Below are 18,418 nucleotides of genomic sequence, written 5' to 3'. Positions count from 1 at the left end.
GAAAGTATAGCCAGCGATCACGAGTGCGGCATGCGGTACGTGTCTCCTTGTAAGACGATCCTCTCTGCGTGAACCAATTCCACCAGCACAGCTTCAACCTTACTTCTCATTGCCTGACTGGTACTTGAAAAACCAAGTACTTCAGTCACGCCTCTAATCAAATCATCTTTCGGGATAGAGAACGTATCATTCACCGTCTCTACCACCGCTAAGGCAATTTCATCGTCATAAATAAAGTCGAACTTACGTTCATTGTTCGGTAAGTTTTTACGGTTACGTACGCTAGTGGGTTTGTCTTGCAAAATCACATAATCACCGTCAAGGTTTACTTTACCAATACAGCGTAACTCTTCTAACGCACCGCCAATAGCGCGCATTATACGCGCTCCTGTGCGTGTTGTGCCCAGTGCCGACAACAAGCGTATTGCCAAAAGTTTCGTGTGCATTGGAGACTCGACATTCAGTACTGTCTCTATGTCACTCACCAGTTGATACTGTTCCATTTCAGGAATGGTATTGCCCGGTTTTAAATACAGATTTTGCACGTCAGCCACTGCATACGTTGCGCCAGATTGTTCTACTTCAACTTGGCTTTCCACGCGTTCAATACTGGCTTTAGGCGCAGGTTTTGCCTTGACCACTTGCTCATCAAAATTGGCATAATATGCCTTTGCGGAGCGCAGTGCGTCATCCAAACGTTGCGACTCTTTATGACGATTTCTAAACCAGTCAGTACTCCAAATACGATGGAAACGCCAACCAAGCCCTTCTAACACACCTTGACGAATACGGTCTCTATCTCTGGCACTTTTTGAGCTGTGATAGGTTGCGCCATCACATTCAACCGCCAACATGTAGCGCCCTTCTTTACTTGGATCGCGCACCGCAATATCAATATAGAATCCTGCACAACCCACTTGCGGTTGTACGCTATAACCAAGGCTACGAATGGTGGAAATCACCTCTTCTTCAAACGGAGAATCCGGCTCTTTCCCGGTTTCCTCTGAACGAACCAGTTGCTTGGTATCGGCATAATGTAGGAAATGCTTTAATGCGCGCACGCCAAATGGCGATTCTGCTGTGGTCGGCATTTCTTCTGATTTAAAGTTACAAAATACCTGCATTGCCAGGCGAGAACGCGAGATCAACACATTCAAACGGCGCTCGCCCCCAGCTGAGTTAACTGGGCCAAAGCTCATTGGCAAACGCCCCTCAGCTGTCTTACCATAACCAATACTGATATAGATACTGTCCCTTTCATCACCTTGCACGTTTTCTAAGTTTTTCACAAAGAAATCTTCGCCTTCAGGATGGTGCGCAAAGAAATGCTCCAATTGCGGATTTTCTTTACGTAATCGCTCGACTTCCAGCAATATCGCATCACGTTGCGCGGTACTAAACGCCACCACGCCCAATGTTTGATGCGGCATGGTTGTAGCGTGCTCAATCACCGCTTTGGCAACTGCTTGCGCTTCACCAACATTGACTCGCGCGCCACCTCTGTCGTAAGTGGTGTCAGGTAGATAATTAAACGTCAGTCCCGTTGCATCTGGATTAATGCCCGATGATGGGAAGATCATCAGCTTGTTGTCATAAAACTCTTGGTTAGAGACGGCAATCAATGATTCGTGACGGCTACGATAGTGCCAGCGCAGCATTCTTTCTGGTGCACCAGAGGCTAAGAACATGCCTAGGATACTTTCAATATCCGCCGTTAAGCTCTCTTCGGCTTCATCATCATCTAAAGTAAACTGACGACCAAAGAAACTGGTTGGTGGCATCTGCTTAGTATCACCGACCACAATCACTTGTTTGCCGCGCAATATTGCGCCTAAGCCATCGGCTACTTTTACCTGTGACGCTTCATCAAACACCACAAGATCAAACTCAATACTACCCGGCTCAAGATAGGTAGAAATTGACATCGGGCTCATCATAAACACAGGTTTAATTTGCTGAATGGCTCTACCCGAACGATTAAGTAGGCGGCGTATTGGCAAGTGTCTGCGCTTTTTATTAAACTCTCGACGCAGCGTTTCCACCTCACCACGAGCACTTGGGTTTGGCAAACGTGCGTATAAGTCTTCCACTAATTTCTCTTGAGCAAAGCCAAACAGCTGTTTGTCTATCACTCTAAACTGTTCGATGCAGTGCTCATGCCCTACTCGGTCAAATTCACTGATCGCTTGTTCTTTCTCATACACCTCATTCACAAGTTGCGAGTAGAACTGATATTGGAACGCCAGTAACAAGGATTCAGGTTCACTCTGCCAAGTGCGAGCAAGTATGCTCCAAGCGGATAAATGTTGTTCATCTAATCTTGCGCTAATACGGTTAAAGCGCACCAATTCATACAAAGCGTCTAGTTTGTCTGGCAATGTTTGTAGCTGTTGCATAGAACGTAGACTTAGCTGCTCAGCAAAAGTCTCGACATCCATTTGCAATGCAATACACAACTCATCAAGCAAAGCATCATGAGTGGCAAGCTTCTCATTGACAGTATCCATTTGCCCTTGCGATATTGGGCTTTGCTGCGCATCAAACACGTTTGCTACACTAGGGTCTATTCGCTGCTCATTAATCGCGGTAGTGGCTTGATACAACCACTGCAAAGGCTCAAGTAGTGAGCCCCAATCCGTATTTGAGTTTCGGTAGTGACTACCAATAACGGCAATTGCCACCTGCGCCGACTCAACAAATTGCTTCTGCTTAGATTCAAAGTCTTGCATTGCATCAATCGCATTAAGCCAATCGTTGACGTCACCCTTAAGGCCATCTTTTCTTAATCCGGCATAGCTGGCCTTCATTTTTCTAAAGTCACCTGATAAGAAGCGCCACCACTTTTTACCCGTGGTGGAAAATGTGCCGCGAAGCGTTGTCCAATCGTAATCAAATGCCGCATCGACAAACTCACTTTCTAGGGTTTGTCTATCCGTTTGCAACGACAAGCCTTGCTCAGCAAACTGCAAAATCGCTTCGCCCTGTTGCGACCACTTTGAAGTATCGCTATTTAAGCCTTGTAAATTTGGCTTTGAGGCAATCATCTGCAATGAAGCAAGCGCTTTTAAGGCATCACTATATGACTCTATAGGTAAGGTAAGATTGGCGCTGTTTGCTAAAGTTTTTACCTGTTCAATTAACTGACGTTTTGCTTCCACCAGCTTTGATGATAGTGTTTTGCTACTGGAAAGTAGTGCTGGTGAGGCTTCACACAAGGTGGTCGGGTTAAAGGCATTGTCCATTGGCGAGCCATGCGCGCTCAGGTAATCCACTAACTCTTGAATATTGCCCAGCGCTTGTTTGTATTGGCTTTTTGACCACTGACTAATAACTGGCGTGATTTCAGGTAATAGGGTTTTATCAATGTCGCACTCTTGCAGGCGTTGTTCAGCTTGCAATGAATGGCCTAGTGCCACTTGATAACTAACGCCAGTATCGGCAATCGGCGTATTCACCGCTTTGCTGTAGTTATCCAATTGGGCGCGCAACGCCACCAATTTTTGGATATCGTCACTGCGCTGAGGGGTCACTGGCGCTTTTTGCAGTAAAGTCTCTTCAAGAGAGCCTAACACCGCTTTTTTATTGGCTTTATGCGAGTGAAGCTCAAGTACCGAATCACCAATATTGCAGTTATCTAGACGTCGTTTTACCACATCTAATGCGGCCATTTTCTCAGCCACAAATAACACTTTTTTATCGTCGGCTAAGGCTTGCGAAATAATATTGGCGATCGTTTGCGATTTACCTGTCCCCGGCGGCCCTTGAATTACAAGGTTCGCGCCAGATTTAGCCGCTAGTACTGCTTCAGTTTGGCTAGAATCGGAATCGAGCACCAATTGAATGGCTTCGGCTTTATTGACATCCATGGGCGTAGAATCTAAACGCGTGCTGTCAGATTCAAAACCGCCACCGAATAGCTTTTGAATCACGGCATTTTCTGACGGTTTTTGTCCATCGGGCCACGCCTCATCAGACAGGTCTTGGTACATCTGAAACTTACCAAAAGAGAAAAAGCTCAGGGCGATTTTGTCACTCACCACCTGCCAGCGTTTTTCTTTTGCTACCGCTTCGCTGACTAACTCAAAATAGTGCTGTAAATCAAACTCGCCATCGTCGCTTTCACATTTAGGCAGTTCAATGGCAAAATCCATTTTGAGTTTGGCAGCAAGGGTTAAGTTGGTGCCAAGATCCGCTTCGGTATATCTCAGCTTAAACGCATCACCGGCTTCTGCGCGGGTCAGTTTAACGGGAATTAAAATCAGCGGAGCGTAACGGGCTTTGCTGGAATGGTCGTCTTCATACCATTGCAAAAAGCCGGTGGCGATATACAAAAGATCCACACCTTGCTCTTGCACATACGTCAGCGCTTCTGAGTGAATTTTCAGTAGACGGGTCTCTAAACTGCGACGGAATAATTGAGTTTGCAGCGAACTGTCTTGGTGACGCTTATCACCGACACTGTCTTGCAAGTGTTCAGTCAAATCACTAATGAGTAACGGTGAATTCTCTTCTTCTAAAGCATCGGGAGCGGCAATAAAGGTCATTTTGCGGCTCTTATTCACCAATGTGTCAAAAACTTGCGCGGATTTTTCATCCACAATGTCTAAAACTTTGGCCCCTTTACCTAAACTGAGTAAGGTATTACCTCGTAACCCCATATCCAGCAATTCTTGACGACTTTTTTCAAACACACTTTTAATTTTTATACTCATATCTATCGCAAATTTCTTTCATATTCAGACGTGAATCTATCGTCACCATGACACCCTCCATTGCATCACATCGCATACGAATTTGGGGCAAGTATTATTAGTTTCCATTTCTTAAACTAAAATCTGCGACTATAGTTAAATGTTACCGCTTTATGAGTAGATTCAATGGTAAATAGCGTCATTAAATCACTCAATAACGCCGTAAAAATCGGTTTATAAGTTTCAATATTTGCTCAAGCTTGAACCTTGCGCGTAAACCCCCTAACGGTAAAATCACCCTTTATATTCAACTAAGTGCGCTGAGAGATGTATACAGAACAATTCGGAATGTTACTGGCGGTTGTCGAACGAGCTTCACTGCTTTTAATGGCGTTATATTTTCTAACCCATACTCATATTTTTCAGACCATCATTACCAAGCAAAGTCGCAGTAGTGTTGAGCTGACCATACTGACTCTGTTTTTCACTTTATTCGCGATTTTCAGTACCTATACTGGAGTGAATGTTGAGGGATCACTGGTCAATGTTCGCATCATCTCTATCGTGTCAGGTGGTATCTTATTTGGTCCTTGGGTCGGCATTCCGGTCGGTTTGATTTCTGGCGTCCACCGTTACCTCATCGATCTTAATGGCCCATCTTCTATTCCATGCTTAATTACTAGCGTATCGGCGGGGCTGTTAGCGTCTTGGGTGCATGTTCGAGCCAACTACGCAAACTACGCCAAGTATGGCGTGTTAGTCGCCGTCTTTTGTGAAGTCACCACTATGGCGCTCATTATCGCGCTCAATGACGACAAAGTATTAGCCCACTCTATCGTACACGCCATCGCACTACCGATGATTGTGGGGGCGTTGTGCGTCAGCCTGATTATTAAATGGCTACAAGATACCGAAAGTGAAAAAGACAAAGTAGCGGCCTACCAAGCCAAGCAAGCCTTAAAAGTGGCAAACCGTACCCTGCCTTTTATTCGTCAAAATACTGGCGAGGCTCTGAAAAAGGTGTGCGATATTATTCGCACCGAAACGCACGCTGATGCCGTCGCAATTACCGATACTAAAGACGTACAAGTGTATGTCGGTTATGGTGAAGAACAATTTTACAATCATCATACTCAAGTCAGTTTGATGACCTTAAAGGCCATTCAAAACAATACCATTATCGAAAGCAATGATATTCGTGAGCATGCGTTTCGCTCCTTAATGATTATCCCGCTATCCGAAAATGGGCAAGTGACCGGCACATTAAAGATTTTCTTTAAAAAGCCTCACCAAATCACCCTCTCACTACATGAAATGGCGATTGGATTATCACAACTTATCTCTACCCAATTAGAAGTGGCAAAAGTTGAACAGCTGAAAGTCATGGCCAACGAAGCCGAATTTGGCGCATTGCAAAACAAAATTAATCCCCACTTTTTATTTAATACCTTAAACGCGATTTCAAGCCTCATTCGTATTGACCCAGATAGGGCGCGTGATCTGGTTGGAAAGTTGGCCGGGTTTATGCGATTTAACCTAGAAAACGTCGCAGAAATGATTCCATTAGAGGCCGAATTGCAGCAGGTCAATGATTACGCTGCCATTGAAAAGGCTCGATTTGGCAACAAGCTGCATGTTGTTTTTGATCTCGACAATGTGCCAGTGTCTGTACCACCTTTGATTATTCAGCCATTGGTTGAAAATGCCATTGGTCATGGCATTGTTCCGAAAGGCATTGGCGGAACCGTCAGTATTTCAGTCAAGCAGCAACAAAACAGTGTAAAAATCACGGTTGCTGACAATGGCGTGGGCATTCCACAATCTGTGATAGATGGGGTACAAGCGGGCACGCTCGACTCTAGACGCATTGGACTCAATAACGTGCATCAACGCATTAAACTCTTATATGGAGAAGGCTTGAATATTCAGCGTCTAAACTCCGGTACTCAAATATCATTTACTATTCCATTGGGAGCGACACAGTGAAAACCGCTATCGTAGTTGAAGACGAATACTTAGCCTGTGAAGAGCTCAAGTACTTGATTCGTAAATACAGTGACTTAAACATCATTGCCGAGTTTAGCGATGGATTACAAGCGTTAGAGTTTTTACAAAGCACTCAGGTTGATGTGGCGTTTTTAGACATCAACATTCCCTCAATAAATGGCATGATTCTGGCCAAAAGTTTATACAATTCAAAATCTCAACCTGCGATTATTTTCACGACCGCCTATAAAGAGCACGCAGCAGAAGCCTTTGAAATTGAAGCTTTTGATTACTTGCTAAAACCTTACACCGAAGATCGCGTAGAAAAGACCCTCAGTAAGCTTTCCGCAGAGCTCTACCCAGCCGCGATGCCAATTGTGGCCTCAGACAGCAGTATCAATCTCTATCAAGGCAGCCGTATTCGAGTTATCGAGGTCAGCGATATCATCTATGCTTCTGCAAACGGCAAAATTACCGATGTTGAAACCGTACACGGATCGTTTACCTCACCATTAATGCTCAGTGAATTTGTTGAAAAAGCTGACAATGCCAAGTTCTTCAAAGCACATCGTTCTTACTGGATCAATCTTGATAAGATTGAGGAAATCACCCCCTGGCATAGCGGTACCTATCGCTTGAAGTGTAAAGGGGTAGAAACACTCATTCCTGTCAGTCGCTCGAACATTAAAGAGTTTCGTGAACGAATGGGTTTGTAATTCATTCCTTATTTTTGCATTTCGTTCTCGCATTACGACAGTTCATTTTCTATCGCCTGCTAGCCATTGAAGCCTTAAAAACAATCTCTTAAGTTACACGCAATTGATTTATTTTTGAGGCATACAATGAGCACTACAATCCGCTCTCGCGACAAATGGTCTACCTTAATCGGTACTGTTTTAATTGAATTTGCATTAGGTTCTGTTTACACATGGAGTCTTTTTAACGCACATCTAGCCGATAAGCTTGATGAACCTGTCAAACAAGTGGCGTTTTCTTTTGGCCTACTTAGCCTTGCATTGGCTGTTGCCTCTTCGCTATCAGGCAAACTTCAAGAACGTTTTGGCATTAAAAAAGTTATCGCATTTTCTGGGCTTCTATTGGGTGCGAGTCTATACCTGACTTCAATTGCCTCAAGCTTAACGGCACTGTATGTGTGCGCAGGCTTTTTGGTAGGCTTTGCTGACGGTACTGGCTATCTACTGGCGCTGACCAACTGTATTAAGTTCTTCCCTGACAACAAAGGCATTGCTTCGGCGTGTGCCATTGGTGCGTACGGTCTGGGCAGTCTTGGTTTTAAATACATTAATATGTATTCACTGACTCACTTTGGCTTGTCATACTCATTTGAAGTATGGGGCATTACGGCAATGATACTGGTTCTAATTGGTGCGGTATTAGTTAAAGATGCGCCTCAACAGACACAACAAGATACGAGCCACGCTGAACCTCATCACAACTTAACGCTTCAAGAAGTACTGAAAAAACCTCAGTTCTACATGCTAGCGTTGATGTTTACTACTGTATGTATGTCTGGTTTGTATGCCATTGGTATTGCGAAAGACATCGGTCAAAACTATGTACACCTATCTATGGATATTGCCGCGACAGCCGTTTCTGTTATCGCAGTAGCAAACTTAGGTGGACGTATTGTTCTGGGTGTATTGTCAGATAAAATCACTCGTGTTTACGTGATTACTATCGCTCTACTTATCTGCCTTGCTGGTGTTAGCGTGTTAATGTTTATTCCGCCAACACAAACCACTTTCTACTGGTCACTTGCGTGTATTGCGTTTAGCTTCGGCGGAACCATCACTGTGTACCCATCATTAGTCAGTGACTTCTTTGGCTTAGAACACGTAGCGAAAAACTACGGCATGATTTACCTAGGATTTGGCATTGGTAGCTTTGCAGGCTCTGTGATTGCATCATTGTTTGGTGGCTTCTTAGCGACTTTTCATGTCATGCTGGCACTGATCTTAGTTTCGATTGTACTTTCTATCGTGATTAAGAAGCCAAACCGTCAACAACTTGCTATGGCATAATTAAAGTTAATTAAGCCGATAAATACGAAAAAGCCAGTTCAATGTGAACTGGCTTTTTGCTGTCTACACCTTATGTCGTTCATTTGCTGACTCAATGATAATCGACAACCATCGATGCTTGCATCTGATACCCCATAGATACGTTGCTCGTTCCATCCACAATATACACCTCCTCGTGGGTCAATGACGATTGCAGGGTCCCTTCAACCCATACCGGATATTGCACAGTTCTCATGGCATAACCTTTAGGAAAAGAAACGCGCACGATTTGATTGGCAGGCGGAGGCGGCATGTGAATACACGCACCGGCAACGGGAACCAACAAAAATTCTGTTGCCACCATGGCATCGGAAAATTGAATAGGCACCATAAACCCTGGAATACGCACCTTCTTACCATCAAATTCCGTCGTCAGAGATTCAGAAGCGATCTTTTGCGCTTGAATATACGCCTCACGCATTTTAAGTAGCTCCATCGCATCGATATTATCTTCTTGGAGCTGTTGCACTGCCTGCTCTAGCTGAGTCACGTCTTCTGGATTACTCGAATGCATCAAAGTAAATACGGTTTGTATTTTCCTTAAATGCTCACCACTTAGCTCTGGAAGCGTAATAGGATTGGGGGCAACATTTGGCCTTAGGTTATCCCAGCTCACCTCAATCGCATTACTGGCGAATGCATTGACCGTAACTAAAGAAAATAAAAGGCAAATACACTTTCTCACATCCATGTTTATCACTCATATATTGTGCTTAAACTCACTGATACCAAACAAAGAGCAGTAATTACTGCCCTCATTCGATACCGCTGACGCTCTTTTACAACGTATTTTTGTAAATAACGCCGTCTTTCATGATCAGTTTTATCGTTTCTGGGCTATCTTGTCGTTTCTTCGCACCAAACCACTGATCGCCCGTCCCCACAACTGAGAAGTCATCTAATGGATTTCCATCCAATAGCAATACATCGGCGTATGCCCCCACTTCAATCACGCCTAACTTTGCCTCTGGATAAGGGTTGGTAAATTCACCGGTTAACGTGGCCAGTTCGCCTCCAACCGAGGTCAACGTTTTTAACGACTCATATGGTCCGAAGAAATCATTATTGAGCTTTTTCTCATAGGCAATTTGAATGTTACACGCATCCACTGAGCCTACACAGTCAGTTTGAAAACCACGCTTCACTGGGCACTTCTTCATATTAGGAATGTAGTTTTTGAAAGATTCCGTCGCAGACTGTGCTTTTCGGTAACTGGATGGGACGTTTTTAATTGCAGGGATATCCATAAGACCGGGGTCAAATGCCGTTAAATTGGTGGTGATATAGGCCCCTTTATCATTCATTACCTTGGCAATGTCGCAGTCAAACGCAAAACCATGTTCGATAGACATCACCCCTGCGTTTAACGCATCCAAAATAGCTTCTTTGCGATAAGAGTGCGCCATGACATAACTGCCATAACTTTCGGCAACCGATACCGCCGCCGCAAGCTCTTCTGGTGATCCTGCTAACAGCTGCCATGGGTCAAATGCGGACACAACGCCGCCTGATTGCATGTATTTAAGCTGAGTTGCCCCCATTCTAAAATTATTACGGGCGTATTTTTTGACATCCCCTACGCTGTCCACCTCTTGCGCCATATTAAGGCGGGTAAAATTTGATTCTTGACCTACCGGTGCAGAATAGTTGGCAAAATCGGCGTGACCTCCTCGAGTACTCAAGAAAGCGCCCGATGGATAATAACGTGGCCCGATGATCTCTCCGGCATCAATAGCACGACGTAAACCGCCATTTGCGCCACCGGCGTCTCGCACTGTCGTAAACCCTTGCATAAGATACATCTGCGCCATTCGAGAACCGTGGATAGCAAAATCTTCCCATGTTTTACCTGATTCCATCGCAGGCAAACTCGGCCCCATTAGCATTAGGTGAGCATGATTTTCAATAAAGCCAGGAGTTAAGGTTTTTCCCTGTCCATCAATGACAGTTGCATCTTGACGAGCACTGATTTCTTTACCGGAAATGGCTTTGATCTTATTTCCTTCAATCAAAACATGATGATTTTCATAGAGCTTGTTCTCAGTGCCATTAAAAATATCAACATTCTTAAAAACCGTCTGAGGCAACGGAGTTTCCTCTGCCGCAAGCGCCATAGAAGTCATCAACGATAACGTCGATATCAATAAGATTTTTTTCATTTACATTCCCTTTTGATGAAAAATAGACTCAATAAAGTGACTAGAAAAGTGTAGTCGTATTTGAGCTTTTGTATGGGAATGCACTATAAAAAAGTCTGTTATTTCATTTGGTTATTTTAATGAAATAAGAATTGTGTGAAAAAGATCACAATGAAGATTAAGGGCACTGTTGGGGAGTTCAACTTAAAAGTGAAAACAGATTATTTGGAGTATTATTGTTGGAAGGTTTTGACTTTGTTTTGCAGTAAGCCCTGTAACATCACACTTAAATATGCCTGAAAGGGGTGGCAAAGAGGTCTCAATTTATTGGTGAGAGATTATTCTCACCAATAAACAAGTCATTGCCATCCTATGCAAGGTGAATAGTCAGGTGGGCTACTTTGCGTCGCCCACAACCCCGATAGGATGGATAAGCATTGACTACTTCATGCTGTTCGCAATCACTGTCACATTATGCTTAAACGCTTTAGCGTAAGTATTGGCTTCGTCTGTTGTAGATAGTGCTTCTGGGTAAAGCTCACCACCCTCTTTCGCGCCACTTGCAGCTGCAACTTGCTTCACTAAACGAGGATCAGTTTGGTCTTCCATAAAGTAAACTTTAACCCCTTCCTGTTTGATCTGATTGATAAGCTCAGCAATGTGTTGAGCACTCGCTTCAGACTCAGTTGAGTAACCTTGAGGAGCTAAAAAGCTCACATTGTATTCAGCACCAAAATAGCCGAAAGCATCATGGCTAGTCAGAACTTTACGTTTTTGTTTTGGAATGGCGTTAAAGGTTTCAACCGCCCAGTCATTAAGCTCAGACAGTTGCTTGATGTACTGCTCGCCATGTTGCTTAAAGTAATCAGCATCTTCAGGGTCGGCTTTGATCAGCGCGTTCATTACGTTCGTTGCATAGACAATACCATTCTCCATGCTATTCCACGCGTGTGGATCAACAATTTTCTCACCATCGTCAATCATGCTACGCGTAGTAATGCCGTTTGATGCAGTCACAACTTCGCCTTTATAACCAGAAGCCTGTACCAAACGATCCATCCAACCTTCTAGACCTAGACCACTCACAAAAACTACATCAGCTTTGTTCAGTGTCACGCTGTCTTGAGGCGCAGGAGAAAATGAATGAGGATCACTTTCAGGACCAATCAGCGTTGTCACAGCTACGTGCTCACCGCCAACTTGTTGCACGATATCACCCAATACAGAGAAACTTGCCACAGCATTCACAGTACCTGCCATAGCAGCACTACTTGAAGCCAATGCCAAGGTTACAGCCGCAACTTTTAATAATTTCATAGAGGTTTTCCTAGTAAGTAAAAGCGTCATTTCTGTCTTAACATTCCTTTCTAGAATCCACAGAAACCGACAAAATAAAAAATACGCATAGCGACGAAAGTAACGGCACAATCAACCGGAATAGATTATGCCAACACCATCGTCCATTTGACCCCTAACCAAAGAACAGCCAACCCGACAATCGCTCACAACTTGGTGAAGGCACCAACAGCCGCTAACGATCATCATGGGTATGACCCATGCATCGGCAATCTATAAAAATGTGACAGGCATCAAATACAATTAGGCGGACGTTATAACATAGCATTTATGTATTTTGTAACGAGGATACGGGGACGTAACAAAGAAGCAGAAGTTGTGAGTGCTTAAGTTCTTGTTTAATTTAGATAAAATAATTAAGAGTGCATTTATTCAATTTAACTTTGCTAAATTGAGGGTTCGGTTCTGCCTATTTTGACTCGCCATTGGTAAAGCGATGCCGCTTGATCTTGGTTGTATTTATATCAGTGCTGTATAGCACCTTTCCCTTCATTGGCATTTCACATATTTAATGAGCTAAAACGACAAATTACTAACGATTAAACCGCGTCACGACTCAGCTAACGCCGGAGATTGATTGCAATTACCATCATCAAATTCATGTGCATTGCCGTGTCTAAATTGATAAGGTGTTTCACTCATGCACTATCAATGACTAATAGTTTGAATAATCAACAAGGAATGGTTAAATTCCAATCACTTAACAAGTGGTATGGCGATTTCCACGCCCTAAAAGACATCAATTTGTCCATCCACAAAGGCGAGATTGTCGTTATTTGCGGTCCATCAGGCTCAGGTAAATCAACGCTAATTCGCTGCATCAATCAGCTTGAACCTTTTGATAATGGCGAGCTTAACGTGCTTGAACATACCTTACCTTGCCCGTTTAAAAACCCCGGCAAGGTGGGGATGGTTTTTCAACACTTCCACCTATTCCCGCATTTGACGGTTCTTGAAAACCTCACCCTTGCGCCCATTCGCACTCTAAAGAAAAGTAAGCAAGAAGCCGAAAAAGTGGCGATGCACTATCTAGAGCGCGTGCATATTCAAGAGCAAGCACACAAATATCCAGTACAGCTTTCTGGCGGACAACAGCAACGCGTCGCGATTGCGCGCTCTTTGTGCATGAAGCCTGAGCTACTGTTGTTTGATGAACCCACTTCTGCTCTTGATCCTGAAATGATCAACGAGGTGCTTGATGTTATGGTCGATCTTGCCAAAGAAGGAATCACTATGGTTTGCGTGACCCATGAAATGGGCTTTGCCAAAAAAGTGGCCGACCGCGTTATTTTCATGGATGAGGGACAAATAGTGGAATCAAATAGTCCGCAGGCATTGTTTGAAAACCCGCAACATAAGCGCACGCAAGCTTTCCTCAAGCAGATCTTAAGCTACTGATGTTTGGGCGTATTATTAAACCCACCCTGTTCGCCATACTGCAAATCATTGTTCTGGCGGCGGCAGTCACTTGGATATTAAATTCGGGCGCACAGGCTATGGGCTATCAGTGGCAATGGGATAGAGTGCCGGATTATATTGCCATCTATGAAGATGGTCAGTGGTGGTCTGCCGAATTGCTCGACGGATTGCTGGTCACAATACAGATCTCTTTGATTGCTCTAGTGGCCACGCTAGGTATAGGTTTAGTGACTGCGCTTCTCAGAAACTCCAATTCTGTGGTGGGCAGAACATTAGCCACCGGCTATGTGGAACTGATTCGTAACACCCCACTGCTTGTGCAAATTTATCTTTTGTATTTTGTGTTTGGCCCCGTCATTGGGCTGGATAGATTCAGCACCGCAGTATTGGCACTGGCACTGTTCCAAGGCGCGTATACTGCGGAGATTTTCCGTGCGGGACTGAACAGTATTGCTCGTGGGCAATTTGAAGCGGCTCACTCTCTCGGCTTATCCCGCCTATTCACCTTTTGGGATGTGATCCTGCCACAAGTGATTCAAAGGACATTACCTCCACTAACCAATGAGGTGATTTCGCTGATCAAAAACTCTTCTATTGTGAGTGTTATGGCGGTATTTGACCTAACCACACAAGCCAGAAACATTGTTTCTGAAACCGCGATGCCGTTTGAGATTTGGTTCTCGGTGGCCATCATTTATCTTGCGCTTACTCTTTCACTCTCTGCCGTTGCCGCTTGGTTAGAACATAAGCTTGGCGCTAACTGGCGAACCCAATAAGGACGACTCAGCATGAAGCTATTTAAAACCGCAATTACGGCACTACTGACACTCACTGTCAGCTTGCCTGCATTTGCCACTAATACGCAAAATACAGCTACACCAAATTTAGACAAAATAAACGATAGAGGCACTTTGCGAGTTGGCATGTCGACCTTTGTCCCTTGGGCGATGCGCAATAAACAAGGCGATCTGATTGGTTTTGAAATTGATGTGGCCAAACGCTTAGCCGCCGATTCTGGCTGGAAAGTAGAATTTGTGCCAACCGCGTGGGACGGTATTATTCCATCACTGCTCTCACAAAAGTTTGATGTAATCATCGGCGGTTTATCCATTACCGAAGCTCGCTCAAAAAGCGTTCTGTTTACTGACCCTTACTCGCACTCTGGAGTGCAACTGGCAGCTAGTAAAGAGCTGGCGAAGGGCTTTAATAAAGTGTCAGATTTTAACTCTCGCCGCATCAAAATAGCGGCTCGTCGCGGCGCCGTTACCGTGCAAGTGGCGCGTGAAACCTTCCCCAAAGCGAAGATTCTTCAATTTGATGATGAAGCGCAAGCCTTTCAAGAAGTGTTAAATGGCAATGCACAGGCGGTGATTGCATCCAGCCCTAAACCTGAGCAGGAAGCCATCAGACACTCGGACTCACTGTTTATTCCGTTTACTGAACGCCTATCACAAGGCAATGAAGCCTTTGCGGTGCGTTTAGGCGAAACCGATAAAGCAGAGTTCTTTAACCAATGGATCAAAGATCGCACCGCAGATGGTTGGCTCAAAGAGCGCTATGAATACTGGTTCTCTACTCTAGATTGGCAAGATCAAGTGGCTCAAGGCCAGTAGGCTGACCAATAAGTGAACCGTGCTTGTTAGTAGTGAGCACAGTTCACTTAATACTTAATTAAAACAACGCTATACAAAGCAATTAGCATTAGGAATAACGTGAGCAGTCGCAACGCACCCACTAAAGCAGCAACATCCACTAAAGCAACAGCTCTCGCTAGCAAGCGCTATTGGTATCAGAGCCTTAATCTATTAGACGGTGTTTTGCTGGCAATTATTGGTGTGTTCCTCGCTTGGCTATATTACCGCTCCGCCGTCGGCATCAACTACCATTGGCGATGGCAAGACGCTATACGTTTGATTTTTGTGCCTCCTTCTGAAGGCAAGCTCCCCTACTTCTTTCAAGGTCTAGTGGCAACACTGCGCCTGAGTCTTTGGAGTATGGTGCTTGCTCTCTCTTTTGGCACCTTACTTGGTATTGCGAGGCATTCAAAACTGGCGCTATTTAAAACGCCAGCACTGCTGTTTATTCAGTTGGTACGCAATATTCCACCTTTGGTGTTTGTGTTTATTTTTTACTTCTTTATCTCCAATCAACTGATCCCGCTACTGGGCTTACAAAGCCTGCTTCGTGAACACCAAGGCGACCTTAATGGCGTGCAGCAGTTTCTATTTGGCCCAGCTAATTTGTGGGAAAACTTAGCCTCGGGCGTGATCTGCATTGGCTTATTGTCATCGGCCTACATAGCGGAAGTGATTCGCAGCGGCCTTGAAAGCATACCTAAAGGGCAATGGGAAGCGGCCGACTCTTTAGGTCTCTCTGGGCTTGATAAATATCGATTTGTGATAGGCCCGCAGGTGCTCACCGCCATTACGCCACCTTTGGCGGGACAAACCATTTCTCTGGTCAAAGACACTTCGATTGTCTCGTTAATTTCCATACAAGAGATGACCTTTGTCGGCACAGAGATGGCTAATTCATCAGGCATGATTTTTGAGATTTGGTTGATTGTCGGCGTTGTGTATTTCTGCTTGTGCTTTGCATTGTCACGCCTATTTAATCAAATAGAAAAACGCTCTAGAGCGTGTTTGTAGTGACTCACTACTGCTAGACATAGATGCAAACATACGTTCATTCGGACGTATTGATGATGCTTATGCCATTTGCTCAGCATAAGCGGGCTCTTTTTGTTTGGTTTTATGTGAGTTTTCCATGTTGTGCATGACCTCACTTACTTGATAACTAACACTTGATAACTCACTCTGTACCCATAACATTCAAACCTACTCACCGGATCTCACACCAATTATCTCTCACTACTTGAGGAACGCCGCCTCACACTTCCACTGCGGCAATAATTTCTTTAAATCTCTCCATTCCATCTCAATAAACATATTGGACTATACCATTCTGAATTTAGCCATAGATAGCTATATTGCCGCTTAATAGAAGTAAGATTCACACATTTCGTAGCGAAATTAAGTTCAACTCACCCGTAAAACAATACATCACTGTCATTTAGCTGTCATATTAAAACTCTAATCTTTACTTAAAAATCTGGTACAGACCAGTTAAATGGGTTACAAATAAGATACAGAATCATTTTATTTAACACTCATTAGACACATTAATCGCTAAGCGAGTCTAGGAAACCAGCGCAGTGGAAGAGTGTGACACTCAATACAATTTAAAGCCTACATGTGAGATTTTTACAGGAGAAATCAATGCAAGAAATTAGCAGAGAGCAAGGCGATATTAACTTGTCCCAACGTCGCCAAGATTACCAACAGCAGGCGCTTAGCCCGCAGGCGGCAGAGCTTATCCAACGCGATAAAAACGCATTTTTACATCAAAGCCTAAGTACGCCAGTGATGCACGCGATTGCCAAATCAGACGGTGCTTATATCTATGATTTTGAAGGGAATAAATTTCTCGATTGTCATGGTAATGGTGTGCATGCTGTCGGTTTTAATAACGATTACGTGTGCGAAAAAGTCGTGCAGGCATTGCGTGATAAGAACACTTTTACCTCTCGTCGCTACACCAATACCAATATTGTGGCGCTTGCAGAAAAGCTCATTGAAGTCACACCGGACGAGCTAGACCGCGTCTCATTTTGTCCGGGAGGCTCAGAAGCCATTGAACTTGCTGTATCGCTGGCTAAGTCATACACAAAAAAATGGAAGACGATCTCCTTTTGGGACTCGTACCATGGCAATGGCTTTCAGTCGGCCAGTCTAGGTGGCGAGCGCCTATTTAAGCAAGGGCTTGGGCCTATGGTACCTGGCGCGCTGCACGTTGAATTCCCAAATTATCAGAACAATCCGTGGGACTTTACCGACCCAAGAAAAGTCGATGATGAGATCCTTCGTCAAATGGAAATCTTATTTGAAAAAGAAGGCGATATCGCGTGTGTGGTGGGCGAGCCAATCAGTGCCACACCCAATATGCCCACTCAATACTTCTGGCAAAAAGTAAAAGAGTTGTGCGAGAAGCACGGCGCACTGCTTATTTTTGATGAGATTATCGAAGGCTTTGGTCGAACAGGTAAAATGTTTGCGTGCGAGCACTACGTCACTCCGGATGTGCTAGTGATGGGCAAATCTTTGGGCGGAGGCATAACGCCGTTTGCTGGCATAGTGACTAAAAACAAGTTCAATGTCTTAGAAACTCAGTCTATTGGGCACTATACCCATGAAAAAAATGGACTGTGTGGCGCAGCAGGTCTGGCAACTCTTGAATACATCGAGGCTCATCAACTTGTTGATAATTCACGTAAGTTGGGTGAGAAATTAATCGATGGATTCAAACAAATGCAACAAGCCTACCCTATGGTCGGCATGGTGGATGGCATAGGTTTACATATTGGCGTTGAGATACTCGCGTTAAGTGGTTCTGGCGAGCGCGGCGTCGATGAGGCTGAACGCATCATGTATCGATGCATGGAACATGGTTTAGCGTTCAAACTGATTGAAAAGAGCGTCATCACCTTGCGCCCTTCTCTGGTTATCACTGATCAAGATGCACAATTTATCCTAGATACTATTCAAGAAGCGATTGAATACGTGATGAATGAATCTAAGTAATCTGAGCTCAAGCTACATTTGCCTGAAATTAAAGCTGGTTCCGCGATCCTATCTTTCATGAAAAGAGCGCTATTGCAAAGGAACCAGCTATCCATTATGCCGCTGAA

Annotated in this window: 12 protein-coding genes; 8 read left to right on the top strand and 4 right to left on the bottom strand. The window is 44.3% G+C overall.

Going from position 1 to position 18,418, the window contains the following annotated elements; translation table 11 throughout:
* Nucleotides 1-17: 17 nt before the first annotated feature.
* Nucleotides 18-4,712, bottom strand: a complete 4,695-nt coding sequence (locus VEZ01S_RS07840; protein ID WP_021713484.1) for a DUF3320 domain-containing protein — start codon at nucleotides 4,710-4,712, stop codon at nucleotides 18-20.
* A 306-nt stretch (nucleotides 4,713-5,018) separates the two neighbouring features.
* On the opposite strand from VEZ01S_RS07840, the gene VEZ01S_RS07835 reads away from it, so the two are divergent.
* The 3 genes from VEZ01S_RS07835 to VEZ01S_RS07825 all read left to right on the top strand — a co-directional run bounded on the left by VEZ01S_RS07835 (nucleotide 5,019) and on the right by VEZ01S_RS07825 (nucleotide 8,719).
* Nucleotides 5,019-6,677: a sensor histidine kinase gene (locus tag VEZ01S_RS07835; protein WP_021713483.1), complete on the top strand. Its 1,659-nt coding sequence runs from the start codon at nucleotides 5,019-5,021 to the stop codon at nucleotides 6,675-6,677.
* The gene (locus VEZ01S_RS07830) at nucleotides 6,674-7,393 is read left to right on the top strand and encodes a LytR/AlgR family response regulator transcription factor (RefSeq protein ID WP_021713482.1); all 720 of its coding nucleotides are present in this window, start codon (nucleotides 6,674-6,676) and stop codon (nucleotides 7,391-7,393) included. The genes VEZ01S_RS07835 and VEZ01S_RS07830 overlap by 4 nt, the downstream gene beginning before the upstream one ends.
* Nucleotides 7,394-7,519: 126 nt before the next feature.
* Complete coding sequence (locus VEZ01S_RS07825; RefSeq protein WP_021713481.1) at nucleotides 7,520-8,719, top strand: OFA family MFS transporter; 1,200 nt, start codon at nucleotides 7,520-7,522, stop codon at nucleotides 8,717-8,719.
* Nucleotides 8,720-8,810: 91 nt separating this feature from the next.
* Here the strand turns inward: VEZ01S_RS07825 and VEZ01S_RS07820 are convergent, their stop codons facing one another.
* From VEZ01S_RS07820 to VEZ01S_RS07810, 3 genes are all read right to left on the bottom strand, one after another.
* Nucleotides 8,811-9,449, bottom strand: coding sequence for a DUF3299 domain-containing protein (locus VEZ01S_RS07820; RefSeq protein ID WP_021713480.1), 639 nt, complete (start codon nucleotides 9,447-9,449; stop codon nucleotides 8,811-8,813).
* Nucleotides 9,450-9,537: 88 nt separating this feature from the next.
* A complete protein-coding gene (locus VEZ01S_RS07815; protein WP_021713479.1) occupies nucleotides 9,538-10,917 on the bottom strand; it encodes a metal-dependent hydrolase family protein in 1,380 nt (459 codons plus the stop codon).
* Between the two features lie 420 nt (nucleotides 10,918-11,337).
* Nucleotides 11,338-12,213 carry a metal ABC transporter solute-binding protein, Zn/Mn family gene (locus VEZ01S_RS07810; protein WP_021713478.1) on the bottom strand — a complete coding sequence of 292 codons (876 nt, stop codon included), beginning with the start codon at nucleotides 12,211-12,213 and terminating at the stop codon, nucleotides 11,338-11,340.
* 690 nt (nucleotides 12,214-12,903) lie between these two features.
* Here VEZ01S_RS07810 and VEZ01S_RS07805 point away from each other — a divergent pair.
* The 5 genes from VEZ01S_RS07805 (at nucleotide 12,904) to pbfA (ending at nucleotide 18,311) form a co-directional block, all read left to right on the top strand.
* Nucleotides 12,904-13,650 carry an amino acid ABC transporter ATP-binding protein gene (locus tag VEZ01S_RS07805; RefSeq protein WP_040890438.1) on the top strand — a complete coding sequence of 249 codons (747 nt, stop codon included), beginning with the start codon at nucleotides 12,904-12,906 and terminating at the stop codon, nucleotides 13,648-13,650.
* Nucleotides 13,650-14,447, top strand: a complete 798-nt coding sequence (locus VEZ01S_RS07800; protein ID WP_021713476.1) for an amino acid ABC transporter permease — start codon at nucleotides 13,650-13,652, stop codon at nucleotides 14,445-14,447. Before VEZ01S_RS07805 ends, VEZ01S_RS07800 begins: the two co-directional genes overlap by 1 nt.
* A gap of 12 nt (nucleotides 14,448-14,459) precedes the next feature.
* Nucleotides 14,460-15,284: a transporter substrate-binding domain-containing protein gene (locus VEZ01S_RS07795; protein WP_021713475.1), complete on the top strand. Its 825-nt coding sequence runs from the start codon at nucleotides 14,460-14,462 to the stop codon at nucleotides 15,282-15,284.
* A 204-nt stretch (nucleotides 15,285-15,488) separates the two neighbouring features.
* Nucleotides 15,489-16,319 (top strand): amino acid ABC transporter permease, encoded by an 831-nt coding sequence (locus VEZ01S_RS07790; protein WP_174371950.1) that lies wholly within the window; start codon nucleotides 15,489-15,491, stop codon nucleotides 16,317-16,319.
* Nucleotides 16,320-16,949: 630 nt separating this feature from the next.
* Nucleotides 16,950-18,311, top strand: coding sequence for a (R)-1-hydroxy-2-aminoethylphosphonate ammonia-lyase (pbfA, locus tag VEZ01S_RS07785; protein ID WP_021713473.1), 1,362 nt, complete (start codon nucleotides 16,950-16,952; stop codon nucleotides 18,309-18,311).
* Nucleotides 18,312-18,418: the final 107 nt, after the last annotated feature.

Source organism: Vibrio ezurae NBRC 102218 (genome assembly GCF_000467185.1).
GTDB classification, from domain to species: Bacteria; Pseudomonadota; Gammaproteobacteria; order Enterobacterales; family Vibrionaceae; genus Vibrio; species Vibrio ezurae.
The sequence above is the reverse complement of the archived record's forward strand: the minus strand, read 5'-3'. Positions and strand labels throughout refer to the sequence as shown.

Excerpts from the sequence above, each read along its gene's own strand:
- VEZ01S_RS07795 (WP_021713475.1), top strand. The coding sequence starts at position 14,460 with ATGAAGCTATTTAAAACCGCAATTACGGCACTACTGACACTCACTGTC.
- VEZ01S_RS07825 (WP_021713481.1), top strand. The coding sequence starts at position 7,520 with ATGAGCACTACAATCCGCTCTCGCGACAAATGGTCTACCTTAATCGGT.
- pbfA (WP_021713473.1), top strand. The coding sequence starts at position 16,950 with ATGCAAGAAATTAGCAGAGAGCAAGGCGATATTAACTTGTCCCAACGT.
- VEZ01S_RS07805 (WP_040890438.1), top strand. The coding sequence starts at position 12,904 with ATGACTAATAGTTTGAATAATCAACAAGGAATGGTTAAATTCCAATCA.
- VEZ01S_RS07815 (WP_021713479.1), bottom strand. The coding sequence starts at position 10,917 with ATGAAAAAAATCTTATTGATATCGACGTTATCGTTGATGACTTCTATG.
- VEZ01S_RS07840 (WP_021713484.1), bottom strand. The coding sequence starts at position 4,712 with ATGAGTATAAAAATTAAAAGTGTGTTTGAAAAAAGTCGTCAAGAATTG.
- VEZ01S_RS07810 (WP_021713478.1), bottom strand. The coding sequence starts at position 12,213 with ATGAAATTATTAAAAGTTGCGGCTGTAACCTTGGCATTGGCTTCAAGT.
- VEZ01S_RS07820 (WP_021713480.1), bottom strand. The coding sequence starts at position 9,449 with ATGGATGTGAGAAAGTGTATTTGCCTTTTATTTTCTTTAGTTACGGTC.
- VEZ01S_RS07800 (WP_021713476.1), top strand. The coding sequence starts at position 13,650 with ATGTTTGGGCGTATTATTAAACCCACCCTGTTCGCCATACTGCAAATC.
- VEZ01S_RS07835 (WP_021713483.1), top strand. The coding sequence starts at position 5,019 with ATGTATACAGAACAATTCGGAATGTTACTGGCGGTTGTCGAACGAGCT.